The sequence below is a fragment of the Chitinophaga horti genome, assembly GCF_022867795.2.
Taxonomy (GTDB): domain Bacteria; phylum Bacteroidota; class Bacteroidia; order Chitinophagales; family Chitinophagaceae; genus Chitinophaga; species Chitinophaga horti.
Window position 1 is genome coordinate 2594626 of sequence record NZ_CP107006.1, and the last position, 19068, is coordinate 2613693.

The 19068-nt window shown below is 52.3% G+C and carries 11 protein-coding genes; all 11 read right to left on the reverse strand.

Annotated features, from left to right (window positions below; genetic code table 11):
* Position 1: 1 nt before the first annotated feature.
* Positions 2-361 (reverse strand): hypothetical protein, encoded by a 360-nt coding sequence (locus MKQ68_RS10515; protein ID WP_264283255.1) that lies wholly within the window; start codon positions 359-361, stop codon positions 2-4.
* Positions 312-2006 carry a glycoside hydrolase family 127 protein gene (locus tag MKQ68_RS10520; RefSeq protein ID WP_264283256.1) on the reverse strand — a complete coding sequence of 565 codons (1695 nt, stop codon included), beginning with the start codon at positions 2004-2006 and terminating at the stop codon, positions 312-314. Before MKQ68_RS10520 ends, MKQ68_RS10515 begins: the two co-directional genes overlap by 50 nt.
* Positions 2003-4174 carry an alpha-L-rhamnosidase-related protein gene (locus MKQ68_RS10525; protein ID WP_264283257.1) on the reverse strand — a complete coding sequence of 724 codons (2172 nt, stop codon included), beginning with the start codon at positions 4172-4174 and terminating at the stop codon, positions 2003-2005. The genes MKQ68_RS10520 and MKQ68_RS10525 overlap by 4 nt, the downstream gene beginning before the upstream one ends.
* A 15-nt stretch (positions 4175-4189) precedes the next feature.
* Complete coding sequence (locus MKQ68_RS10530; protein WP_264283258.1) at positions 4190-5761, reverse strand: sodium:solute symporter family transporter; 1572 nt, start codon at positions 5759-5761, stop codon at positions 4190-4192.
* A complete protein-coding gene (locus MKQ68_RS10535; protein WP_264283259.1) occupies positions 5755-6858 on the reverse strand; it encodes a Gfo/Idh/MocA family protein in 1104 nt (367 codons plus the stop codon). The genes MKQ68_RS10530 and MKQ68_RS10535 overlap by 7 nt, the downstream gene beginning before the upstream one ends.
* A gap of 10 nt (positions 6859-6868) precedes the next feature.
* A complete protein-coding gene (locus tag MKQ68_RS10540; RefSeq protein ID WP_264283260.1) occupies positions 6869-8776 on the reverse strand; it encodes a right-handed parallel beta-helix repeat-containing protein in 1908 nt (635 codons plus the stop codon).
* Between the two features lie 91 nt (positions 8777-8867).
* Positions 8868-11045 (reverse strand): TIM barrel protein, encoded by a 2178-nt coding sequence (locus MKQ68_RS10545; RefSeq protein WP_264283261.1) that lies wholly within the window; start codon positions 11043-11045, stop codon positions 8868-8870.
* Positions 11046-11063: 18 nt separating this feature from the next.
* Positions 11064-14393 carry a family 78 glycoside hydrolase catalytic domain gene (locus MKQ68_RS10550; RefSeq protein WP_264283262.1) on the reverse strand — a complete coding sequence of 1110 codons (3330 nt, stop codon included), beginning with the start codon at positions 14391-14393 and terminating at the stop codon, positions 11064-11066.
* Complete coding sequence (locus tag MKQ68_RS10555) at positions 14336-14830, reverse strand: glycoside hydrolase family 78 protein (protein WP_264283263.1); 495 nt, start codon at positions 14828-14830, stop codon at positions 14336-14338. The genes MKQ68_RS10550 and MKQ68_RS10555 overlap by 58 nt, the downstream gene beginning before the upstream one ends.
* The gene (locus tag MKQ68_RS10560) at positions 14827-17550 is read right to left on the reverse strand and encodes a glycoside hydrolase family 2 protein (protein ID WP_264283264.1); all 2724 of its coding nucleotides are present in this window, start codon (positions 17548-17550) and stop codon (positions 14827-14829) included. The genes MKQ68_RS10555 and MKQ68_RS10560 overlap by 4 nt, the downstream gene beginning before the upstream one ends.
* The gene (locus tag MKQ68_RS10565; protein ID WP_264283265.1) at positions 17547-19067 is read right to left on the reverse strand and encodes an MGH1-like glycoside hydrolase domain-containing protein; all 1521 of its coding nucleotides are present in this window, start codon (positions 19065-19067) and stop codon (positions 17547-17549) included. The genes MKQ68_RS10560 and MKQ68_RS10565 overlap by 4 nt, the downstream gene beginning before the upstream one ends.
* Position 19068 lies beyond the last annotated feature (1 nt).

Consider the following 19068-nt stretch of genomic DNA (forward strand, 5'->3'; position numbering starts at 1 on the left):
TTCATCGCTTTAAAGGTAACCAAACTGCCATATCCGACCGTCCCCTGTTTGCCCAGGCATAATACGGAATAAGTGTGACGCTGACAGGTTGCAGGCTGGTATTCAATTCCCGATACAAAGTTTCCCTCCAGTTATCGGCCGGGCGGCGTTGTGCCCTGCCTACCAATGACATCACCGACCCATTTTCGATACGCGCGGGCTTTACCTCAAATTTAATATCAGCCGGGATAATAATGTCTGCCACCTTCACCTCCTGCTGATCCACAGATTCAACGCAATAAACGACAGGGCCACGTTTCACCGCTACCTGGTTACGGGTTTCTTCTACGAGCGGATGCGATTCGATGAGCGTTGCAGGCATCTCCATCACCAGCTCTATCCGCTTCGCCCGGCTTCCAGCGCCGTTTTAACGCCTGGTACCCGTTCGATACCTGTTTGGGCTGCGCCTGTCCGTTTACCCGTAAGCTATACTGCCTGCACCAGCCCGGAATCCGGAATAACACACTGTATTCTTTGGCAGGCGCGTCTTTGACATCCAGACTAACTTTTCCATCCCAGGGATAATTACTCACCTGCTCCAACCGCATGCCGGTGGATTTATCGTTGAATATATTGCCGCCATACAGATTCACGTACAGCTCATTCTCCCCTACGCTGTATACATAATCATTCACCTCCGCGATCGTGCGCACCGTATTGGGCGGGCAGCAATTCGATTTGCTGATGTAGGGAATGCGGCCGCCCTCCCAACGCAAATGGTAGGGATAGTCAGCCGATGCGGCCAGGGGATTGGTGTAGAAGTACTTTCCGCCATCCAAACTCACGCCGCTCAACACGCTGTTATATAATGCCAGTTCCAATACGTCGATATACTTTGCGTCCCCTGTAACGAGGAACATGCGCCAGTTCCAGAGCATGTTGCCGATATTGGCACAGGTCTCGTTATGGGCACTATGATTAGGGAGCTGGAAATCTCGTCCATAGGCCTGGTGTACACGTTGTACTGTGTCGGGATTGTACGCCGTACCATCCACCGAAACGCCATCATACAAAGCGCCGCAGCCTCCGGTCACATACATTTTACTGTTCACGACATTATGCCACATCTTCTCGAGCGGCCGCCAAAGGCTGCTGTCGCCGGTTTCTGCGAAGACGTCGGCCACACCGGCGAACAGGTAGTTTGCTCTTACAGCGTGCCCTACCACCTTTTGCATATCCCGGAAAGGCGCGCGATCGCTGTTATCGTCCGTACCTTCCACCGTGCCGCGAATGTCGATGAGTTTAACGACCAGGTCAAGGTATCGTTTATCGTTCGTGGTGCGGTAAAGTTCTGTTAAGCCCATGTAGTGTGAGGGGCAGATGGCATTGCGGGCTTGCTCAGGACTTGCCGTGTTGTAGAACCCGATGAGGAAGTCAGCCGCTTTGCGGGCGACCGTAAGCAAGGACGTGTCGCTTGTGGCGCGGTAATGCACACAGGCGGCCGTCATCAGGTGACCAAAATTATAGGCCTCGAAACTCAGCTTATCATCGAACGATTGCTGTTTGCCTGTTTTTCTTTGCTCAATGATGTTCTTCGTGTAAATGTACCCGTTATCCCGCTGCGCTTTTGCAATCACTGATATCGCCGTATCCATCCAGGACTTGAGGCGATTGTCGCGGGTGACCGCATATACCGCGGCTACCGATTCCAATGTCTTATAAAAGTCGCCATCGTGAAAGGACGGGCCGCGAAACCGGCCGGTATCCAAGCCGGCAGCTACCTTGAAATTTTTAAACGCATAACACATCGTTTCGCTGGTATACGTTTGCCACAGCTGGGGCATCATGGCGTCGCGGCATACGGCGAAACGGTCGGCCCAAAAGCCTTTCGTCCACCTCACAGCCTGCATATCAGGGGAATGCAGTTTAGCGTGCGGGCTGGCGCTTGTATTCACCAACCCTCCCTGCGCGAGGCTCGTGAGGCCATAGCAGCACATCATCACTGTTATCATGTATCTTCTCATCATGGCATTGCTGTATATTTCACTACATAATCCCGTCCCGGCGCCACGGGTATTTCGTACCAGTTACCTGCTTTGGCAACCGCATTCACCTCTATCCCGGAAGGTTTTGTCTTACTCCTGATACGTAAAGTGCCCTGGCCGAAAGGCGCCTTTACCTTCACTTCGCGTGTGCTTACGTATAAATCGATCTCACCACCAGGTACCGGCACCTTGCCCTGCATCCATTGCAATCCGCCCAGCACCGGCTCGATTACGTAGGTGGCATATCCTGCGGTAAGCGGTTTCACGCCGAGGTAATACTTACCCAGCAGGTAGATGGGACTGGCACCCCAGGCGTGGCAAAGGCTTTTACCGAAGTCACGGCCGTACATGGCGTAATGTTCCACGCCTTTTTTTGAAGGATCATATTCTTCCCAGAAGCTGGTGGCGCCTAGTTTTAACATGCCTCCCCAGTAGTTCTTCATTTCGTTCAGTACGTAATTTTGTTCGCCCATCGCGCACAGGGCTTCCAGTTCGTAGAAGCGCATGTACGGTGTAGTGATCTTTGGGATGCGGTCGTTCAGCAGCACAGACGTCTTCACGGCCTGCTGTTGCTCCGGGCTGAAGTATCCAAAGAAGATGGCGAACATATTGGCATAGCGGGTTACGTTTTCCGTTGGGCGGCCGTGAACGCGGCTGTGGACGAGTGCTTTTTTATCGTCATTCCAATAAATGGCAAACAGTTTTTGTTTCAAATCCGCTGCCAGTGATTTGTAACGAACAGCACCTTCTGCATCGCCTACCAGGTCGGCGCAGATGGACAAAGCCTCCAGGCTCCTGGCAAACAGCAATTGTTCGAAGCTTACTTCGCCTTCTTTGCTAAGTCCGGCCGCCCAGTCGATGAAGATCCAATCACCTGGTAATCCGGCGAGCAGCCCGTCCTTATTACGCCTGCCCAATACATAGTCGGCGAGGCTTTTCATACGATCGTAATTCTGCCGCATAAAATGTTTATCACCTGTGTAAAGGTAGTAATCATAAATGCCCAGGAACCAGTAGAACGTATAATCCATGATCGTATTGATGTGGCTCGTCACCGGATCTTTGCCACGTAAGGCGTACAGGGTGCGCGTCACGCTTTCATTATCGTTCATCAGGTAATAATTCATCAAATTGCTCTGGTACGCATCACCGCTCCATATCCAGCGATCGCGTTTGATACCGTCGATGAAAAATTCGCGGCTACAGAGGTGCAGTGTATACTTTGCTACGTCGTATATCTGGTTGATCGTCGCATCGTTGCAGGTGAAACTGCCTTTATCCGGGATATCGGCGTACTCAAACAGCATTGATACGGAGTCGAGCGATACGTTGTTGTCGGTTACAATATTCACATAGCGGAACGCTTTAGATAACGGCATGATGGAATCGCGTTTGCCGGGGAGATTCACGATCAGCCGGTCGAGCGTTTCTGCGCGCTGTTCACTCAATGCTTCTTCCTTACTTTCTCCGTAATAGATGCTCAATTTACCGTTGCCAGAGAGGCCGTGCAGTACGACGAAGCCGAAGGTTTCTTTGCCGAAATCCACCAAGCGGGAGTTGCCGTTTACCTGCGTAGTACGGGCAAACTCGGGGCGAACGGGCAGCCTGTAAGCCGATGGCAGCTGATCGGGATCGGCAAACGAACTAAAATCCGCCTGCAGCCAGCGAGTAGCCGATACATCAGACGCTTTGCCCGTTTCATCGATCCATTCCTTGTCCTCAAAGGTTACAAGCCAGCTGCTATCACTCACAATCGTCTTGCCTTTCACATAGATGGCAGGCACTGTCGCCTGTGAAAACACTTTGATATTGATCTTATGTTTGCCGGCGGGAATGGTTACCCGATCAGGCTTTCCCTCCAGCAGCTTACCGTCGAGTTTCACCTGGTACTCCCCTTCCACGGCGATGTCCAGGTCTTCGGGCTGCTGCAATTGAATGATTTTGTGGAAGTCCATTAATACGTAGTGACTGTCCATCTTCCAGAAGACAGGCAAAAAGGTGCCGCGCTCCGTACGGCGGTTCTGGAACTTGTTGCTTAGCCAGATGTCATAATCACCGGGATACCAGATCCAGCGGGCCTGCTGCCCCTGCGTGGCAAGCGCGGCTAAAAGGGGCGCAATAAGGCAAAACAGGACGAACGTTCTTTTCATATGTGGAAGATGTAATTAGAATCCGTTAAAGAAAATATACAGGCTAATCATCACAACAATCAGGGCTATCCAGACTGTCCATACCAGGCGGGTAGGCTTTTTCAGCATGGCGGCCGTATTACCCACGGGGGCAGGTGCAGGCTGACCTAACCGCGAAATCAACACCGCGAGCAAAAGGAGCACTACGAAAATATAAAATGATAGCAATAGGTAGTGCGGCCACTGTGGGTATTGATCTTTCGGGAATATCCACAAATAGCAAATGCCCGTACCCAAACTAATAGCCGATCCCCACGACAACGTGAAGTTCACTGCCTTCGTCGTCGTCCCTCTCCAGAATACTGCCAATAGAAACACCACCGACAAAGAAGGCGCGATAAAGCCCAATACTGCCTGGAATACATCAAACAAGTTCAGGCCCTTAATACTATCGATGGCGATGGCCATGCCTACGGCGAACAGGCAACCCGCTAATACCGTCATGCGGCCCATACGCACGACCTGCCGGTTATCGGCCGCAGGATGAATCTTCTTCACGTAAATATCACTCGTAAATACAGTACTTAACGCATTCAACGAAGAACCAATGGTACCCACGAGCACCGCGATCAATACGACGATCACAAGGCCGTTCAGCCCGGGCGGGAACAGTTGTGTCACCAAGGTCATATAGGCTTCGCTGGGGTCTTTTAATCCTGGGTACAATTCATAACAAATGATGCCGGGAATGATAAACAGCGGCAGTGACAAAATCTTCAGCCAACCGATGAAACTCACGCCCAGCTGACCTTGTTCCAGGTTGCGCGCGCCCAATACAGACTGCACCATCGCCTGGTCCGTACAAAAGAAGGCGATGGCCGAAACAGGGTAGCCCAGCAGGATCGCGTGCCAGGGATAACTCGCATCTGTGGCGGGATGAACCAGGTTCCAGTATTCCGGCGGGGCCTTTTCGAACAATGCGGTAATCCCCCCTACTTTATGGATACCCATCACCGTCAGCATGAGCGACACGGCGATCAGCAATATCATTTGAAATACGTTCACACGGGCAATGGCCTTTAGCCCACCGGCAAAGGTGAACAAGCCCGCAAACAGCACCAGTGCGATCACGGACTGCCACATTGGAATGCCCAGTATCTGCCGTACCAGGAAGCCGCCCGCAAACAAGCCGAGCGACAACCAGGATATCAGGATCTTGATCAAAGCATACCAGGCCAGTATGTTACGGGTACCGTCGCCGAAACGCTGGCCCATGAACTCCGGCATGGTGGTCACTTTACTGGCAATGTATCGCGGTGCAAATACCATCGCCAACAGGAAGAGGAACACGAAGGCATACCATTCGAAGTTGCCCGCTACAATGCCGGTGCTGTAACCAATACTTGCGAAGGCCAGTAACATGGACGGACCAACGTTCGTGCCCCACATGTTAAACCCGATGCTGTACCAGTTCAGCGATTTGCCGGCCAGGAACATGTCTTCGCCCGACTTACGCGCGCCAATACTGGCCCTGTAACCGATGTATAACAATACCAGGAGGTACAGTCCTACGATACCGTAGTCGAGATAATGCAGGCGGATTAGCATACGACGTTGCTTGTATCATGTAATAAAGATGCGGGCAGTCCAAACCGCGCGAGTATGTCCTTCACTTTGACAGGCAGCCCCGTAGCCAGACTCTCATCCATGGCCTGCAGTAAAGCGATCGTACCAATGCCTTCCTGTAAGTTGGGATAGGCGGTGAAGTCTTGTTCTATGGAGTCGACGAAATATTCAATATAATTCTGATACTCGCCTGCGTGGTGCTTTTGGCCTTCAAAACGGAAATAGTAATTCAGCTGCTCGTCGCCCCAGGTGATCGTCCGCTTTTCGCCGGCAGCGTCGGTTACGGCATATCGCAACTCGTGATAGTCTGCCTGGCTAGCCCCAACGGTACCCCGAAGGATACAACTCATGCCACTGTCGCGGCTCGTCGGCTGCACCGGACCTGTATACGCGCCACTCACGCGGGCAATGCGACCATCCGCAGCACGAAAGATGAAGTGCATCGTATCCTCGTTTTTCAGTCCGGCCGTTTGTCCGTTTTTACTGATCATGCCATACCCCATCACCTCTTCGATCTCGGGCAGGTACCAGCGTATGAAGTCCACCGGGTGGCTTAAGCCGCCGTACAGCCATTTGAAAGAGGCCTCCAGCGCCCATTTCTTTTCCAGGAACCAACGATGATCGGCATGGTAGTAGCTTTCGATCGTCATCAGTTCGCCGATAACGCCCTGTTCGAAGTCGGCGCGTTGTTTCCTGAACGGCTCGAAGAAACGGGAGCTTTGTCCGACAAATACTTTTTTGCCTGTTTGCTTTTGCAGGTTGATGAGCTCCGCCGCGTCGGCCAGGTTATCGATAAAGGGTTTTGTGCAGATGACGTGTTTGTTATGTAACAGCGCTCTCTTTACATGTTCGGCATGCAGGTGATCGGGCGTGTAAATGGCAATGATGTCAATGCCTTTATCGTCCAGCATTTCCTGGTAATCGGTCGTATAGTCGTAGGCTTGAAACTCGTCTGCCCGCTTACGGCATAACGCAATGTCGCGGTCGCAAATAGTTTTAAGCTTTACTTTTTCACTGTGTATGGCAGCGGAAATGGTGCTGCTGCCTTCGCCTAATCCTAAAATACCAATGGTTAGCATACGTGAAATATTAATGATGAACTGCCTGGCCCGTGGCGGCCGGCTTTATTGCTTTTAGCAGGTGTTGATACGCAGGTTGCAATCCCGCAGCGGATTTTATGCTATCTGCCACTGCCGGACCGTTATTCTCCCACACATTACCCGGCCCATTCGCGTTGCGCATTACCTTTTCGGACGGGCTCCAGTTGTTTTTCACGGTGATGTAACCGGAACCTTCGTCGAGGTAGTAGTAAAACCAATGATTGGGATCGTGCGGGTAAGGTGCTTTATAAATGGAATCGATATAGTTTTCGCTGATGACGCTGCCGGGCATGGCAGAGAGCGTGTACACCCCACCTACATCATACACGTGTTTCGCATAATGATGGACTTTATTCGCACGCACGATATTATTCCGCATCGCATTCACGGCTTTCGTCCAGCCCCAACCGACGCAGATGCCGGAATACGGCACTTCGTTTACTTCATTATGAAGGATGTGGATGTTGCGTACATAACCTGCGCTGATGCCGACACAGCCCCAGTCTTCATTCGCGACGGAGGTGATCAGGTTGTTCGTCAGCAACACATGACTGCACAACTCACGCTCATCTGCAGGATCGTATGGCAGGTGCGTTTCGAAGGCGGGATCAGAGAATACGCCGGCTTGTATGCCGGTGCCGGCGATGTCGCGGAACAGGCAGCCGGTAATCGTATCGTATTGGGTGCCTTTCTCCAAGTCCAGGCCAGTGCCTGCCAGGTGTTCAAAGCGGCAATCTTTGATGTTGATGCGATGTGCGTACGACAGTTCCACCGCGCCAGGCTGGCGCCCAATCCACGCCTGGTTTTCTAAGCCGGCTTTTGCGGGAGTACCCGATGTGTGCAGTTTATAGGCATCCAGTAAAAACATCCCCGCCTGCAGCGGCACGTGGCCCTCACGGGATGGGCGCATCCAGCCTGTATGTTGGAACGCAATGCCACTGATCGTCACATTCGCTACCGGGTTTTCAGCCGTGCCGGTGATGCGCAGCAGCGTTTCCCGGACGGGCGCGATTATTTCAGAGGAGGCGAGGTCCTGCCCTGCCTTCGGCCAGTAGTAAAGACGTCTGGCTTTCGTATCATAATACCATTCGCCCGGCTCATCCAGCAATTGGATGGCATTACTCAGGAAGAACGGAGAATTACCCGTTTCCTTTGATAGCCATGGTGCCGGCCAGGGATGTTCACTTTGTAGTTTGCTTTCGGGTTGATAAAAATGCAGCACGGCGCTGTCACCCCGAACGTCTGCCTTGCGGATACGCAGGTAAGCGATGGCCCACCATTGCTGGATGCACATCTCCAACCCATCCAGATTGCCCGCTGCCAGCGCCTTCGGGAACGGGATCACGCAGGTTTCTGCCGGCTTGTGCCAGTTAAGAATACGGTTCATGCTGTCGCCATTGCGGTCTCTCGCCCTTATGGCTTTTTCTCCGTTCACCCACAACTGGCGGAAACCATCTGCGTGTACATCGCCGTAAGGAACGTCGGCTATCCATACTTTTCCGCGGGCAATGGATGGCAATCCGGATACAGTGCTTGTCAGCTTCTTCCAGCTGGTGATGGACTGTCCGCCACTGATGACGGGCTTTTCGCCAGCGGCCGCGCGAATGAAAGTCGGGCTTTCCGGTGTACCGGCATCTTCAGGGCGCAGCCAAACGGGCTCGTATACACGATAAATGCCGTCATGTAAAATAATGTGAATACCACCTTGTATTGAAGGATCATGTAAGCGCCGTAGTTCCCGGGCCTGCCGTAATGCTGCCGCAGGTGTAGCCAGCGGGCGTTCCAGGGTGCCGGGGTTCGTGTCGGAACCTTTCGGACTAACGTGGATTTCAGTTGCATATACGCGGAATTGGCTCAGTATACCTACGGCCAACAGGAATAAACGCAATCGTTTCATCTTTGCTGTACCAGTTTAGAATACAGTTAAATATAGTTTGACTGGCCTTCCCGGAAAATGTTAGTACTGGTTATAATGATGGAGGATTTTACTATTTATCCTGGAACACGCGCTTCAGGTAAGCGGTGTTTGCACCGTAGTTGTAACGGGTGTCTTGTGGTTTGCGGGCATCGCGGCTGCGTTCTATAACCAGCCATCCGCGCCAGTTCATTTCATCCAGGGTTTGTTTCACTTTGTACAGGTCGAGCTGCGGATCATTTTGCAGCCATACGCTGTCTTTATTCGTCGCATGGATCATGGCGATGCGGTCGCGGCCGAGGGTTTTCAATTCGCTGATCAGGTTACGCCCTTCTTTCAGGGGGTTCGAAAAATTAAAATAGATCTTGATCGCAGGCGAGCCGATCTCTTTCAGTAGTTTCACTTCTTCGCTAGCGGATAATGCCGTTTCTATCGCGATCACAACACCTGCCTGCTCGGCCATGCGGCCGGCTACGCGCAGCCTGGCCACTACCGAGTCCCTCACCGCAGGCTGTTGACGTAAGTCGCATTGCACACCTAAAGGCAGGAAAGCTGTTTTCACATTCATCAGTTGCATGGTGCGGATGCAGTCGGCTATCGAACGCTGGTATTCCGCCCGTCCGCAGAAGGATTGCGCATAATAACCCGTCATCGCCAAAGAAAATATCTCTATGTCGTTCTCCTTCGCTAATTGCAAAAAGCGCTGACGTACGGAATCTATTAATAACTGGTTATCGAAAGTGGGCCTGTTGCCAAGTCCACCCATATCTACTTCTACCCCATCTGCGCCCAGTTCGGCCGTAAGTGTGATCGCACCTGTCTTTTGGCGTTTAAGCAACATCAGGTCGACGAGGCCAATTTTGTAACGCTGGTCTTGTTTCGCGCGTTGAATTTCGGCGTTGAAAACTTTTTCCAACTGCTCAAATCCTTTAACGGCATGCGCTGGTAGTCGTTCACCTTTATCGCCGAACACGTACATCGCCTGTTCCGGTTCTATAGTAATTGTGCTTTCGTCTGCTTTGGCCGTATCCAGGCGCAGATGTTTCGCCATAAAGGCATAAACGGCTGCTCTTTTATTAACGCCGAAGTCGTGCTTTTCGGTGGCCAGGTGTACGTTTTCTACGTTACCTTGTTTACCGTACCAGTTGTATATCTTTTGCAGATAAGGGAAATCATGTTCTGGCATCTTGTCTGTCCAGTCGCCGCCGTCACTTACCACCAGCTGTGGTCTTGGTGCAGCCATGGCCGCTATTTCTACGTTATCGGTGCGGCCGCCGCAGCTATGGATGGGCATGCCGCTTTCACAGGGGCATCCGCCGTAGAAATAAGAAGACAGTGATACCACAGGTGCCGATACTTTGATACGTGGATCAACAGCCGTCATCAGTACAGTGTGAGAGCCCGCGCCAGAGCCGCCCGTCATCGCCACACGGCTCGTATCTGCATCCTTCAGCGACAGCAGGTAATCGAGAATACGAATGCTACCCAATGCCTGGATCGTCATCGACAAGCTCCGGCGATGGTCCTCCGTTTTAAATTGCAGCAAGGATTCTCCCCAGGCGAAGAGGTCGTAACTAAAGGCCATAGCCCCCATTTTTGCCATTGCAGCGCAGCGATACTGGCAGTCGGCCCGGTAACGTTGTGCGGCCCAATGACCATCAGGATTTAAGATAACCGGGATTTTGCCCCTGTACTTCGCAGGCTTGTACAACGAGCCGTTGATCCAAACGCCCGGTAATATTTCGATCGCGATGTTCTCTACGGTATAACCATTGAACTTCCGCTTTGCGGTAATGATCGGTTTGGCGCCGGGCGATGCGGGCAACGGCGAGAGTTGCAGGGCTTCGCGCAAGCAGGGTTGCAATTGCGTTTTGCGTTGTTCCCATTCCGCCAGCGAACTGTATTGCGAAGCGATACGGTCCAGCTCCGCCCAGCCTTCAGCTACCGGCCAGCGATAATACTCATAGTTACTGATCTTGTACTGATTGCCGTCTTTCTTCACCTTCATTTCGAGCGGTTGCAGAATAGCGTTCAGCGTCACTTCCGCGTCCGGACGATATTTCCAGTCGGGGTAGTTCACCCATTTATCGGCTACCATCGAATCTGCATAACGAACTTTAACACTATACTTCTTCTCTATTTCGGTGAGGACTTGCTTCAATGGTTTACGATAGGCATTGTCGGAGTTCTGTGCCAACACAGGTGCAGCCAACAGCAGACAGGCAATATAAAAAACAAAGGTCTTCATCATCTCCATCTTAATTAAGTATTACTCCTCCGTGCCACCACTGGCAGCTACGGCGGCTCCCGGCCATTGCTCCTGTATGATCGGTTTGGTGTCGAGTTTCGCGGGATCGATCACTACATGTTTAATGCGTTCGCGCCGCCAGGTATACACAATATGCACCAGCCCATCGCTGGTTTGTATCACGGAAGGGTACGAATACTGGCTTACCGGCGAATCTTCCAACACCAGCGCGGCGTGCCAGTTTTTGCCATCATCCGATATGGCGACGTTTAGCGGTGTTCGGGCCCCCTTGCCGTTCTTGAGTTCCGGCGCCGGTTTAACGTGATTGTACAATAACAACTGGCGGCCGTCCTTCAAGGTCACCGCATCCGTACCGGAATTATTATTAGGCAACGCCGACGCCGTCATCGGACTCCAGGTCTTTCCCTGGTCTGTGCTCCAGCTTTCGTTTACGGTCCTGTTTTTACTGCGGCACAGCACCTGCCAGCTACCATTCGCATGTGTGAGCAACGATGGCTGAATAGCTGTAATCGTTTTGCCATCGTTGATGGGGGCCGATTTCGTCCATGTTTTCCCGAAGTCAGGCGTCATTTCAAAATGCACTTTCCAGCCTTCTTTTTCCGTGCTGGACGGACAAACCAACACGCCGTTTAACAGCAGCGGCTTGTTCTTGATCGGCCCCAGGAAACCCGCTGGTAACGCCTCCCGTTTACTCCAGGTTTTTCCATTATCCCGGGAGCGGATCAGCCAGCCGGTCCAGCCGGCGACGTTGGGACCTATCTTGTAAAATAAGAGTAATTCTTTATTCGGTGCATAAAACAATACCGGGTTATAGCAGGCGTAACGCGTAGTGTCGTTCAGCACGCCATCCGCCACCATCACAGGGGCCGTCCATTTACCTTTAACGAGATGACTGGTCCAGATGCATACATCCTTGTTCGCCTCCTTTGTGCCTCCAAACCAGGAAGCGATCAGTCCGTCCGGCGTTTCCGCGATCGTGGCGGCGTGGCTTTCGGGGAATGATGCACGATCGAAGATAAATTCATCGGTCACGATGCCGTTCTTAAACGACCACGTAGAACGGAAATCATAATTACCGGAGCCGATTTCCATTACTGCGTAACGGCCTTCCATCCGCAGGAACCTGACGCCGACGGCTGCGTTCAAAGGCCTGCCACTCTCCAGGATGCCTGCACTATCGGAAGCAGGCAGGTAAACAGTTGCGCGCGTATTGGCGGGCACCTGTATCTTCCAGTCAAAACCATTGTGAGACCGCTTCCAGGCACTGCTGATCTTACCGTACACAGAATTGTAAGTGGCGTTTACGAAGGTGAGCCCATCAATGTTCTCAGGCTTCATGACGATCCTTTTGAATGCCACTTCCTGGTTATCCGAACGGATGCCCGCTGCGTTCTCGTATAACCATATCAGTAAGTCACCCAGCAACATCACATGGTTCTGCGAGTTCATTTCCGGCCGGGCAGTGTTGCCGTTCCACAGCTCCCAGATGGTAGTCGCGCCCTGGTTGGCCATGTAGCCCCAGGACGGATACGTATTGTTGGAGGCAAGTGTGAACGCGATATCGGAACGTTGCCCGTCACTTAAGCCCCGCAGCAGCCACTGCGTTCCTATTACGCCGGTGCTGATATGCATTTTGTCGGTGATGCGGATGCGGGTATACAAGTTATTGAAAACCGCTTCCCGCAGACTGTCGGGTGTTATGCCAAAATACAATGGCAGCAGGTTGGCGGTGACCGTATTATTGTCGTAGTATTTTTTACCGGCATTATAGAAACGCTGCTGGAAAGCCTGTCGCAGTTGAGAGCGCAACGTGCTGTAAGCGGCGATGTCGGACTCATTGCGGGAGATCACCGCAAATTGTTCCATCAGTCCGAGTAAGTAATAGTAGGTCGCGCTGGCAATCAGCACCCCGTTGGTCGTGCGTGTGCTGTCCGTCGTTTTGATCATTTTCAGATCTTCGGGCGGCACGCACCAATCACCGTATTTGTCCTTCGTCATCAGGCCATCCTTCAAATACTTGCCCTTCATATAATAGATCCACTTCTTCATGGACGGATAATGCCGGATGATAGACTGCCGATCGCCGTACTGGCGGTGCAGCATGTCGGCCACCATCAGGAACGTGCCAGGCCAGGTGACGTTATCGCTGTAATAATTCCAGAAAGCCGGTGCTACGTCAGGAATAGCGCCTTGCGGAGTTTGGGAATCCGCTATGTCGTTGAGCCATTTAGCGTACAGCGCCGCATTGTTAAACAGGAAGGCCTCCCCCGCAGCACCCGTCGCCCGATCGCCTAACCAGGGCTGGCGTTCGTTACGTTGCGGACAATCGACCGGCATGCCCTTGTAATTGGACGCAATGCCCCACCAGGCATTCCTGTAAACGGCGTTGATCGTGGAATCCGAACAGATGAACGACCCGGTCGTCTCCATATCATCGTATAACATTTGTCCTTCGAAGTCCCGCAGCTGCGGCGTGCCGGGATAACCGGTTATTTCTGCGTATCGAAATCCATGGTACACAAAAGCGGGCTGCCAACTTTCTGCGCCGCCGCCTTTGAGGGTGTACACGTCCGTTACCTTCGCATCGCGGAGGTTGGCCACGTACAGGGAGCCGTCGGGCAGCAGGCTCTCGGCAAAGCGCAGTTTCACCTGGCTACCGCGCGGACCGGTAACATTCATCTTTAGCCAACCTGAAAAATTCTGACCCATATCCAGGATATACCGGCCATTACTCAACGCCTTGATGGCCACCGGCCGTATCGTCTTCATCACGTTTACGGGCGGTATTTGCTGTTCCGTAAGCGCACCCGCAGGTGCGGCCACCAGTTCAGGCGTTAACCAGTTGCGGTCATCGAAGCCGGCAACCTGCCAACCTTTCCACTCCTTTGTTGCATCGTATTCTTCACCATCATATTCATTATTCGTGCGAATCGGCCCATCCACGTTCAGCTTCCAGGTTTGATCGCTTAACACGATTTCGGTTTGACCGTTGGTGTACTCAATCTCCAGCTGCAGCAGCATTTTCGGAAAACCGAATGTGTTATGCTTTTGCGTTTTGTAGTGCTGGCGCATGGTAAAAAAGCGACCATTGCCCAGTATCGTAGTAATCACGTTATTGCCGGCTTTGATATCCTGCGTAACGTCGTACGAATTGTACAGCACTGTTTTGCGATAGTCCGTCGGCGCAGGAGTTAATGTGTAGCCCCCAATGCGTTTTCCGTTGAGGTACAAGGCATGCAGTCCGAGCCCCGACATGTACACGGTGGCGCGCTTTACAGAAGCTTTGCTGGTAAAGGCTTTACGAAAATAGCGGGCAGAAAGTGCGACCATTGCGTTACACTATCAAATGGAGAAGCTTTGTCCCAGCCGATCCAGGAGGCTTTCCAGTCGGTAAGTTCCAGTAAGCCGACACTCCAGGCAGCGGGCGCACTCCAGGAAGAAATACCCTTGTTCGTCCAAACCTTCACTTTCCAAAAGCAGGCCTGGCGGCTACTGAGCGCGACGCCGGCGTATGGAACGTTGAGCGATTGTTCACTTTTAACGACTTTGCTATTCCAGAGATCCCCCTCATCGCGGGCGAGTTTTTCTTTACTGGAAGATACGATCACCTGGTAGGCCGTTTGCAGTACACCGCGCTCCTTCGATTCCAATTGCCAGCTCAACATCGGCTTTTCGGGCGATTCGCTACGAAGCGCGGTCACCTTTACCTGGGCGAAGGCCGCCGGTGCGGCGAGCAACCATATCAGTATGTAAATACATCTTTTCATTTGCCAGAAAAATCAAAATAGAGAATCATTTTCAGTGCACGAGCCGGTTCCTTTTCATAGTCATAAAAGCCATATCGTTGTCCCATAGGCCCCGTCGTTTCATTACGTTGTGTTTTAGTGCCAATGCTGCTGATCCCCTGCAGGAAAGAGATGTCCCCGGCGGGAAACAGCGGCTCGTAATTATGCCATTGGTCAGTTTTCCACGCAGGCGTAAACAACCGTAGGAACAGGTTTTCCGTGTCGGTGAATACGCGGAAGTGGTTGCCGTCCATGTTAAACTGCGCCCAGTAGAGATGCGCGTGATATCCTTTAAACTCCGGGTATACCCATGGATATTCGCCGGTTTCTGTGTTGTTGTATGTCTTTTCCCAAACGCCAAACTGCTGCCCCTTCATCCTGTTTTTCCAAACCCGGTACGGACCGTCACCCATATATTTCACAGAGCGCATCATTTTTTCCGGGAAATGGAAGTTGATGCCGGAGAAAAATGTAAAATAGGCTTCCGGGAAATAACGCAACTCCATCTTTAGTAAGCCAGAGGGATAGATCGTCCATCTGATGGTATTGTACGCCTTTGCGCGATCAAACGTCGATTCCACTACGAGCGTACTATCCTCCCGGTGGTAAGTCAGTTTGCTGAAATGATTTTCGCCATCCTGCAACAGCGGCCCGTTCGATAAGGGAATTGGCCCACGCTCGTTGCTGATATTTGTGAGACCGCCGTTACCCAGGTGGAACGATAGGCGAATATTGTTGGCGGTGACGTGCAACAATGAGTCGGCCTCTTTTACTTCGATACTTTTAGCACCAGCGGTCGTGATCATCCGTTGCGTCACCTCGGCCGGACGGCTGATCGGCCAGGTATGCGTGAACAATTCCCGGTCGGTGTGATCGATCACCTGCAAAGACACTACATCGTAATGATACCAATTACCAGGCAAATCCAGCTGCAATGAGCCGTTTTGCAGCGGTTTAATATCCGGGGCGGGCGCTGTGCCCGAGGCTGGGGCAAGTCCGGCGAAGCTTTTCAGCGACCAGCGAAACTTACAAGCCTTCAAATTGGTGTAGTGATACCGGTTCTCCAATGTAAATGATCCGCCTCCGCCAAGGCGCGTCACCTGCACGGGGCTCCATATTTCTTTAATAGCGAAATAGCTTCCTTCCTTTTCGTGATGCGGGCCTACGATGCCGTCTGCCCCACGATGTTTATCGGTGTCCAGCGAATCGTTTTTGTCTTTACGAACCACCGCCTGGTCGGCAAAGTCCCACAGGAAGCCGCCCGCGCTCAGCGGATCGCGCCACATCATTTCCCAATAATCCTGCAGGCCGGCGCCATGGCCGCCATCGAACTGGCCGTGCAAGAATTCCGTCGGCATTACGATCTCGTTCCCCTGGTTGTAATTACCGATCCCATATTGATATTCGCGGTAGTGCTGGGTTTCTACGCCATTGTATAACTCCCAGGGATGAACCACAGGGCGTTGCTGCGGATCGAATGCGCCGAAGAGGCTATCCAGCGCTATGTTGTGACCGCCCTCGTTACCATTCGCCCAAAAGATGATGGAGGGATGATTCCGGTCGTGGGCCATTAGCTCCTGCAACAATTTGGCCCCGGTGATGGAATCATAGTTGCCGTGCCAGCCTGCGAGTTCGTCCATAACAAACAGGCCCAGTGAATCGCAGGCGTCGAGGAAGTGATCATCGGGCGGATAGTGGCTCATGCGCACAGCATTCATGTTCATGTCTTTGATGAGCTGCACGTCTTCGATGCTGTTAAGCCTACTTAATGTGCGACCGGTTTCCGGGCGGAACGAGTGACGATTAACGCCTTTCATTTTCACCTTCACGCCGTTCACGTATATTCCATCCCGTTGTCGAAGTTGCACCGTTCTGAAGCCGAATCGCTCGTAGACGGTATGTTGAATTTTTCCGTTTTTATAGCGATCGAATACTACTTTGTAAAGAACCGGTGTTTCGGGGTTCCAGGGCTGTGCGGACGGGAAGTTGCCTTTTAAATGTTGCTGGCCGGACAGGCGGCCTTGCAGCGTACCAACAGCGTCGTAAACAGCCGCAACGATGCTATCAGCGCCCGGCGCTGTGAGGGACGCTTCGAACGTTCCATCCGCCAGGGCATTGATCCGTACATCGCTGATATGTTGCGCAGGCAATACTTCCAGCCAAACCGGGCGAAAAATACCGCCGAATATCCAGAAGTCGCCGCGCCTTTCGGCAGCGTTTACCGACTCATTTGCGGAATGTTTGGCGACTGTCACTTCCAGCAGGTTATCTCCTCCGTACCGAAGCAGCCGGGAAATATCATAACGGAATGCGTAGAAAGCACCCTGGTGAACGGCGCCGGCGAGTTTACCGTTTACCTTCACCTCAGCATCCGTCATCACCCCCCCGAAAACGATGTTGATCACTTTGCCTTTCCAGGCGGCGGGCGCCGCGAAGCGATGGCGGTATAAGCCCTTTTCCTTACCGCGTGCGCTATCCTTTGCAAAACCATAATTGTATTTACCAAAGCCCTGCAACTCCCAGCACGAAGGCACAGGAATTGTCGTCCATTTGCCGGCGTTCATGCCATCTGTGCAGCGAAACTCCCAGTTCACCGCATCATCGCTGCCCGTTCCGCTCAGGTAACGTTTTTCTTTTTGCTGGCACAGGGCCACACATGGCAGCAATAACAGCAGGAACCATATGTTCAGTCGGTTACTCATAATTTAGCCGTTACGCGTTGCAGTGAGTTGGCGGCTGCCGCTTTCTTACCGTTGACCCAGACACTCAGTCCCTTTCCTTTCTTGTATTTAGTGCCGTCTTCGTCCCAGATGATGGTGATGATCTTACCGTGATACAATACATTATCAAGACAGAACCAGCGCCACTTACCGGCCGGCAGCAACGGATTTACGTCGAAGCTGTTTCCTGCCGCGGGGCGCAGGCCTACCAGTCCGGTGATGATGAGATCATTGAAGGTAGAGTGATTGTAGTAGCGGCTACGCTCCTCGTCTCCTTTCAGCCAATAGCCGGTTTTCTCATCCAGGTACTCGCCGATGTAAGGCCGGCCGCGATAGTACTGCGACTCTACATAGGTCTGCATCAGCTTAAAATAAGCACTGTCTGCGATATAGGATTGCCGTTGATCATTTAACAGGTTGCCCAATGCAGTCAGCGTCTGTGCAGTGGCAAAAGGCCACACGGCGCCATCCCATTCGCATTTACAGCAACCATGGCTGCGAAACGCGGGATGACTTCTGTCGGCGGTAGTAATACCGAACGGGGCGCAGAATGTTTTCGTATCCAGGAGGCTCGTCCACGCACTATTAAAGGCAGGATCCGGCATATGGAAATACCAGGGAATAAAACCGATTTCCTCTTTTACGTTGGATAAGGTGTCGGCCTCTTTCAGCACTTCGAAAAAGGCGTGCTCGTTGTTCCAAAGCTTCGTTGCTACCAGTTGTTTTAAGGTATCGGCCTTGCGGTTGTACAAGGTAGATTTTTCTGCAAGCCCCGCCAGCTTTGCTATTTGCGACAACGCATTTGCATTGCCATACATGTAGGCGTTGATGGAGGGGCGGGCATTTTTTTCTTTACGGCCACCACTGATCGTTTCTTCCATCGCATCACGCACATCGTATTGCCAGAAGAGGCCCGAAGGTAAACGGCGCTCCTGCTCCCAGGCGGCGTAATCCTTTTCCAGGTCGGGCAGCATATCGATGAGAAATTTCGCATCGCGGTTTACAAGGTAGCGGTTATACATCGCGTCGATGTTCCAGCTGCTGTAGAAGCGCAACTTTTTCATGGGAGCACCGTCGTTACCGCGATACCATACTTGCAGGTTGTCGTTGAGATAACGCTGATCGTGCAGCCAGCGGGCCTCGTAAATATGGTGTCCCAGTGCACTGGAGATCAGGTTGTACTTATCTGCATAACTGCGTTGCACGAGAAACTCGGTCAGCACAAATCCCTTTTCGGTCTTTTTGATATGTTTGCGTAAAGTCCACCAGCGATAATAAAACAGCTCCTCGAAATTCTGTTGCGGGCAGGCAAAAAGCGGCACATTGCGTTGCATCCAGACCCAGGCACTATCGTTGGGATAAGCCTGTGCGATGTTCTCGTCCTCCATGCTGTTAAAGTACGCAACGTAATGCCGGAAGTCGGCATGCCGCAGCACGAGCTGCGCCGATGTATTTACCGACGCCACCAATATCATTGTTATCACAAGTACGCAGCGCATA

What these genes read in the sequence shown, in the direction of transcription:
- MKQ68_RS10515 (WP_264283255.1), bottom strand. Translation starts at nt 361, where the DNA reads ATGCCTGCAACGCTCATCGAATCGCATCCGCTCGTAGAAGAAACCCGT.
- MKQ68_RS10520 (WP_264283256.1), bottom strand. Translation starts at nt 2,006, where the DNA reads ATGATGAGAAGATACATGATAACAGTGATGATGTGCTGCTATGGCCTC.
- MKQ68_RS10525 (WP_264283257.1), bottom strand. Translation starts at nt 4,174, where the DNA reads ATGAAAAGAACGTTCGTCCTGTTTTGCCTTATTGCGCCCCTTTTAGCC.
- MKQ68_RS10530 (WP_264283258.1), bottom strand. Translation starts at nt 5,761, where the DNA reads ATGCTAATCCGCCTGCATTATCTCGACTACGGTATCGTAGGACTGTAC.
- MKQ68_RS10535 (WP_264283259.1), bottom strand. Translation starts at nt 6,858, where the DNA reads ATGCTAACCATTGGTATTTTAGGATTAGGCGAAGGCAGCAGCACCATT.
- MKQ68_RS10540 (WP_264283260.1), bottom strand. Translation starts at nt 8,776, where the DNA reads ATGAAACGATTGCGTTTATTCCTGTTGGCCGTAGGTATACTGAGCCAA.
- MKQ68_RS10545 (WP_264283261.1), bottom strand. Translation starts at nt 11,045, where the DNA reads ATGATGAAGACCTTTGTTTTTTATATTGCCTGTCTGCTGTTGGCTGCA.
- MKQ68_RS10550 (WP_264283262.1), bottom strand. Translation starts at nt 14,393, where the DNA reads ATGGTCGCACTTTCTGCCCGCTATTTTCGTAAAGCCTTTACCAGCAAA.
- MKQ68_RS10555 (WP_264283263.1), bottom strand. Translation starts at nt 14,830, where the DNA reads ATGAAAAGATGTATTTACATACTGATATGGTTGCTCGCCGCACCGGCG.
- MKQ68_RS10560 (WP_264283264.1), bottom strand. Translation starts at nt 17,550, where the DNA reads ATGAGTAACCGACTGAACATATGGTTCCTGCTGTTATTGCTGCCATGT.
- MKQ68_RS10565 (WP_264283265.1), bottom strand. Translation starts at nt 19,067, where the DNA reads ATGCGCTGCGTACTTGTGATAACAATGATATTGGTGGCGTCGGTAAAT.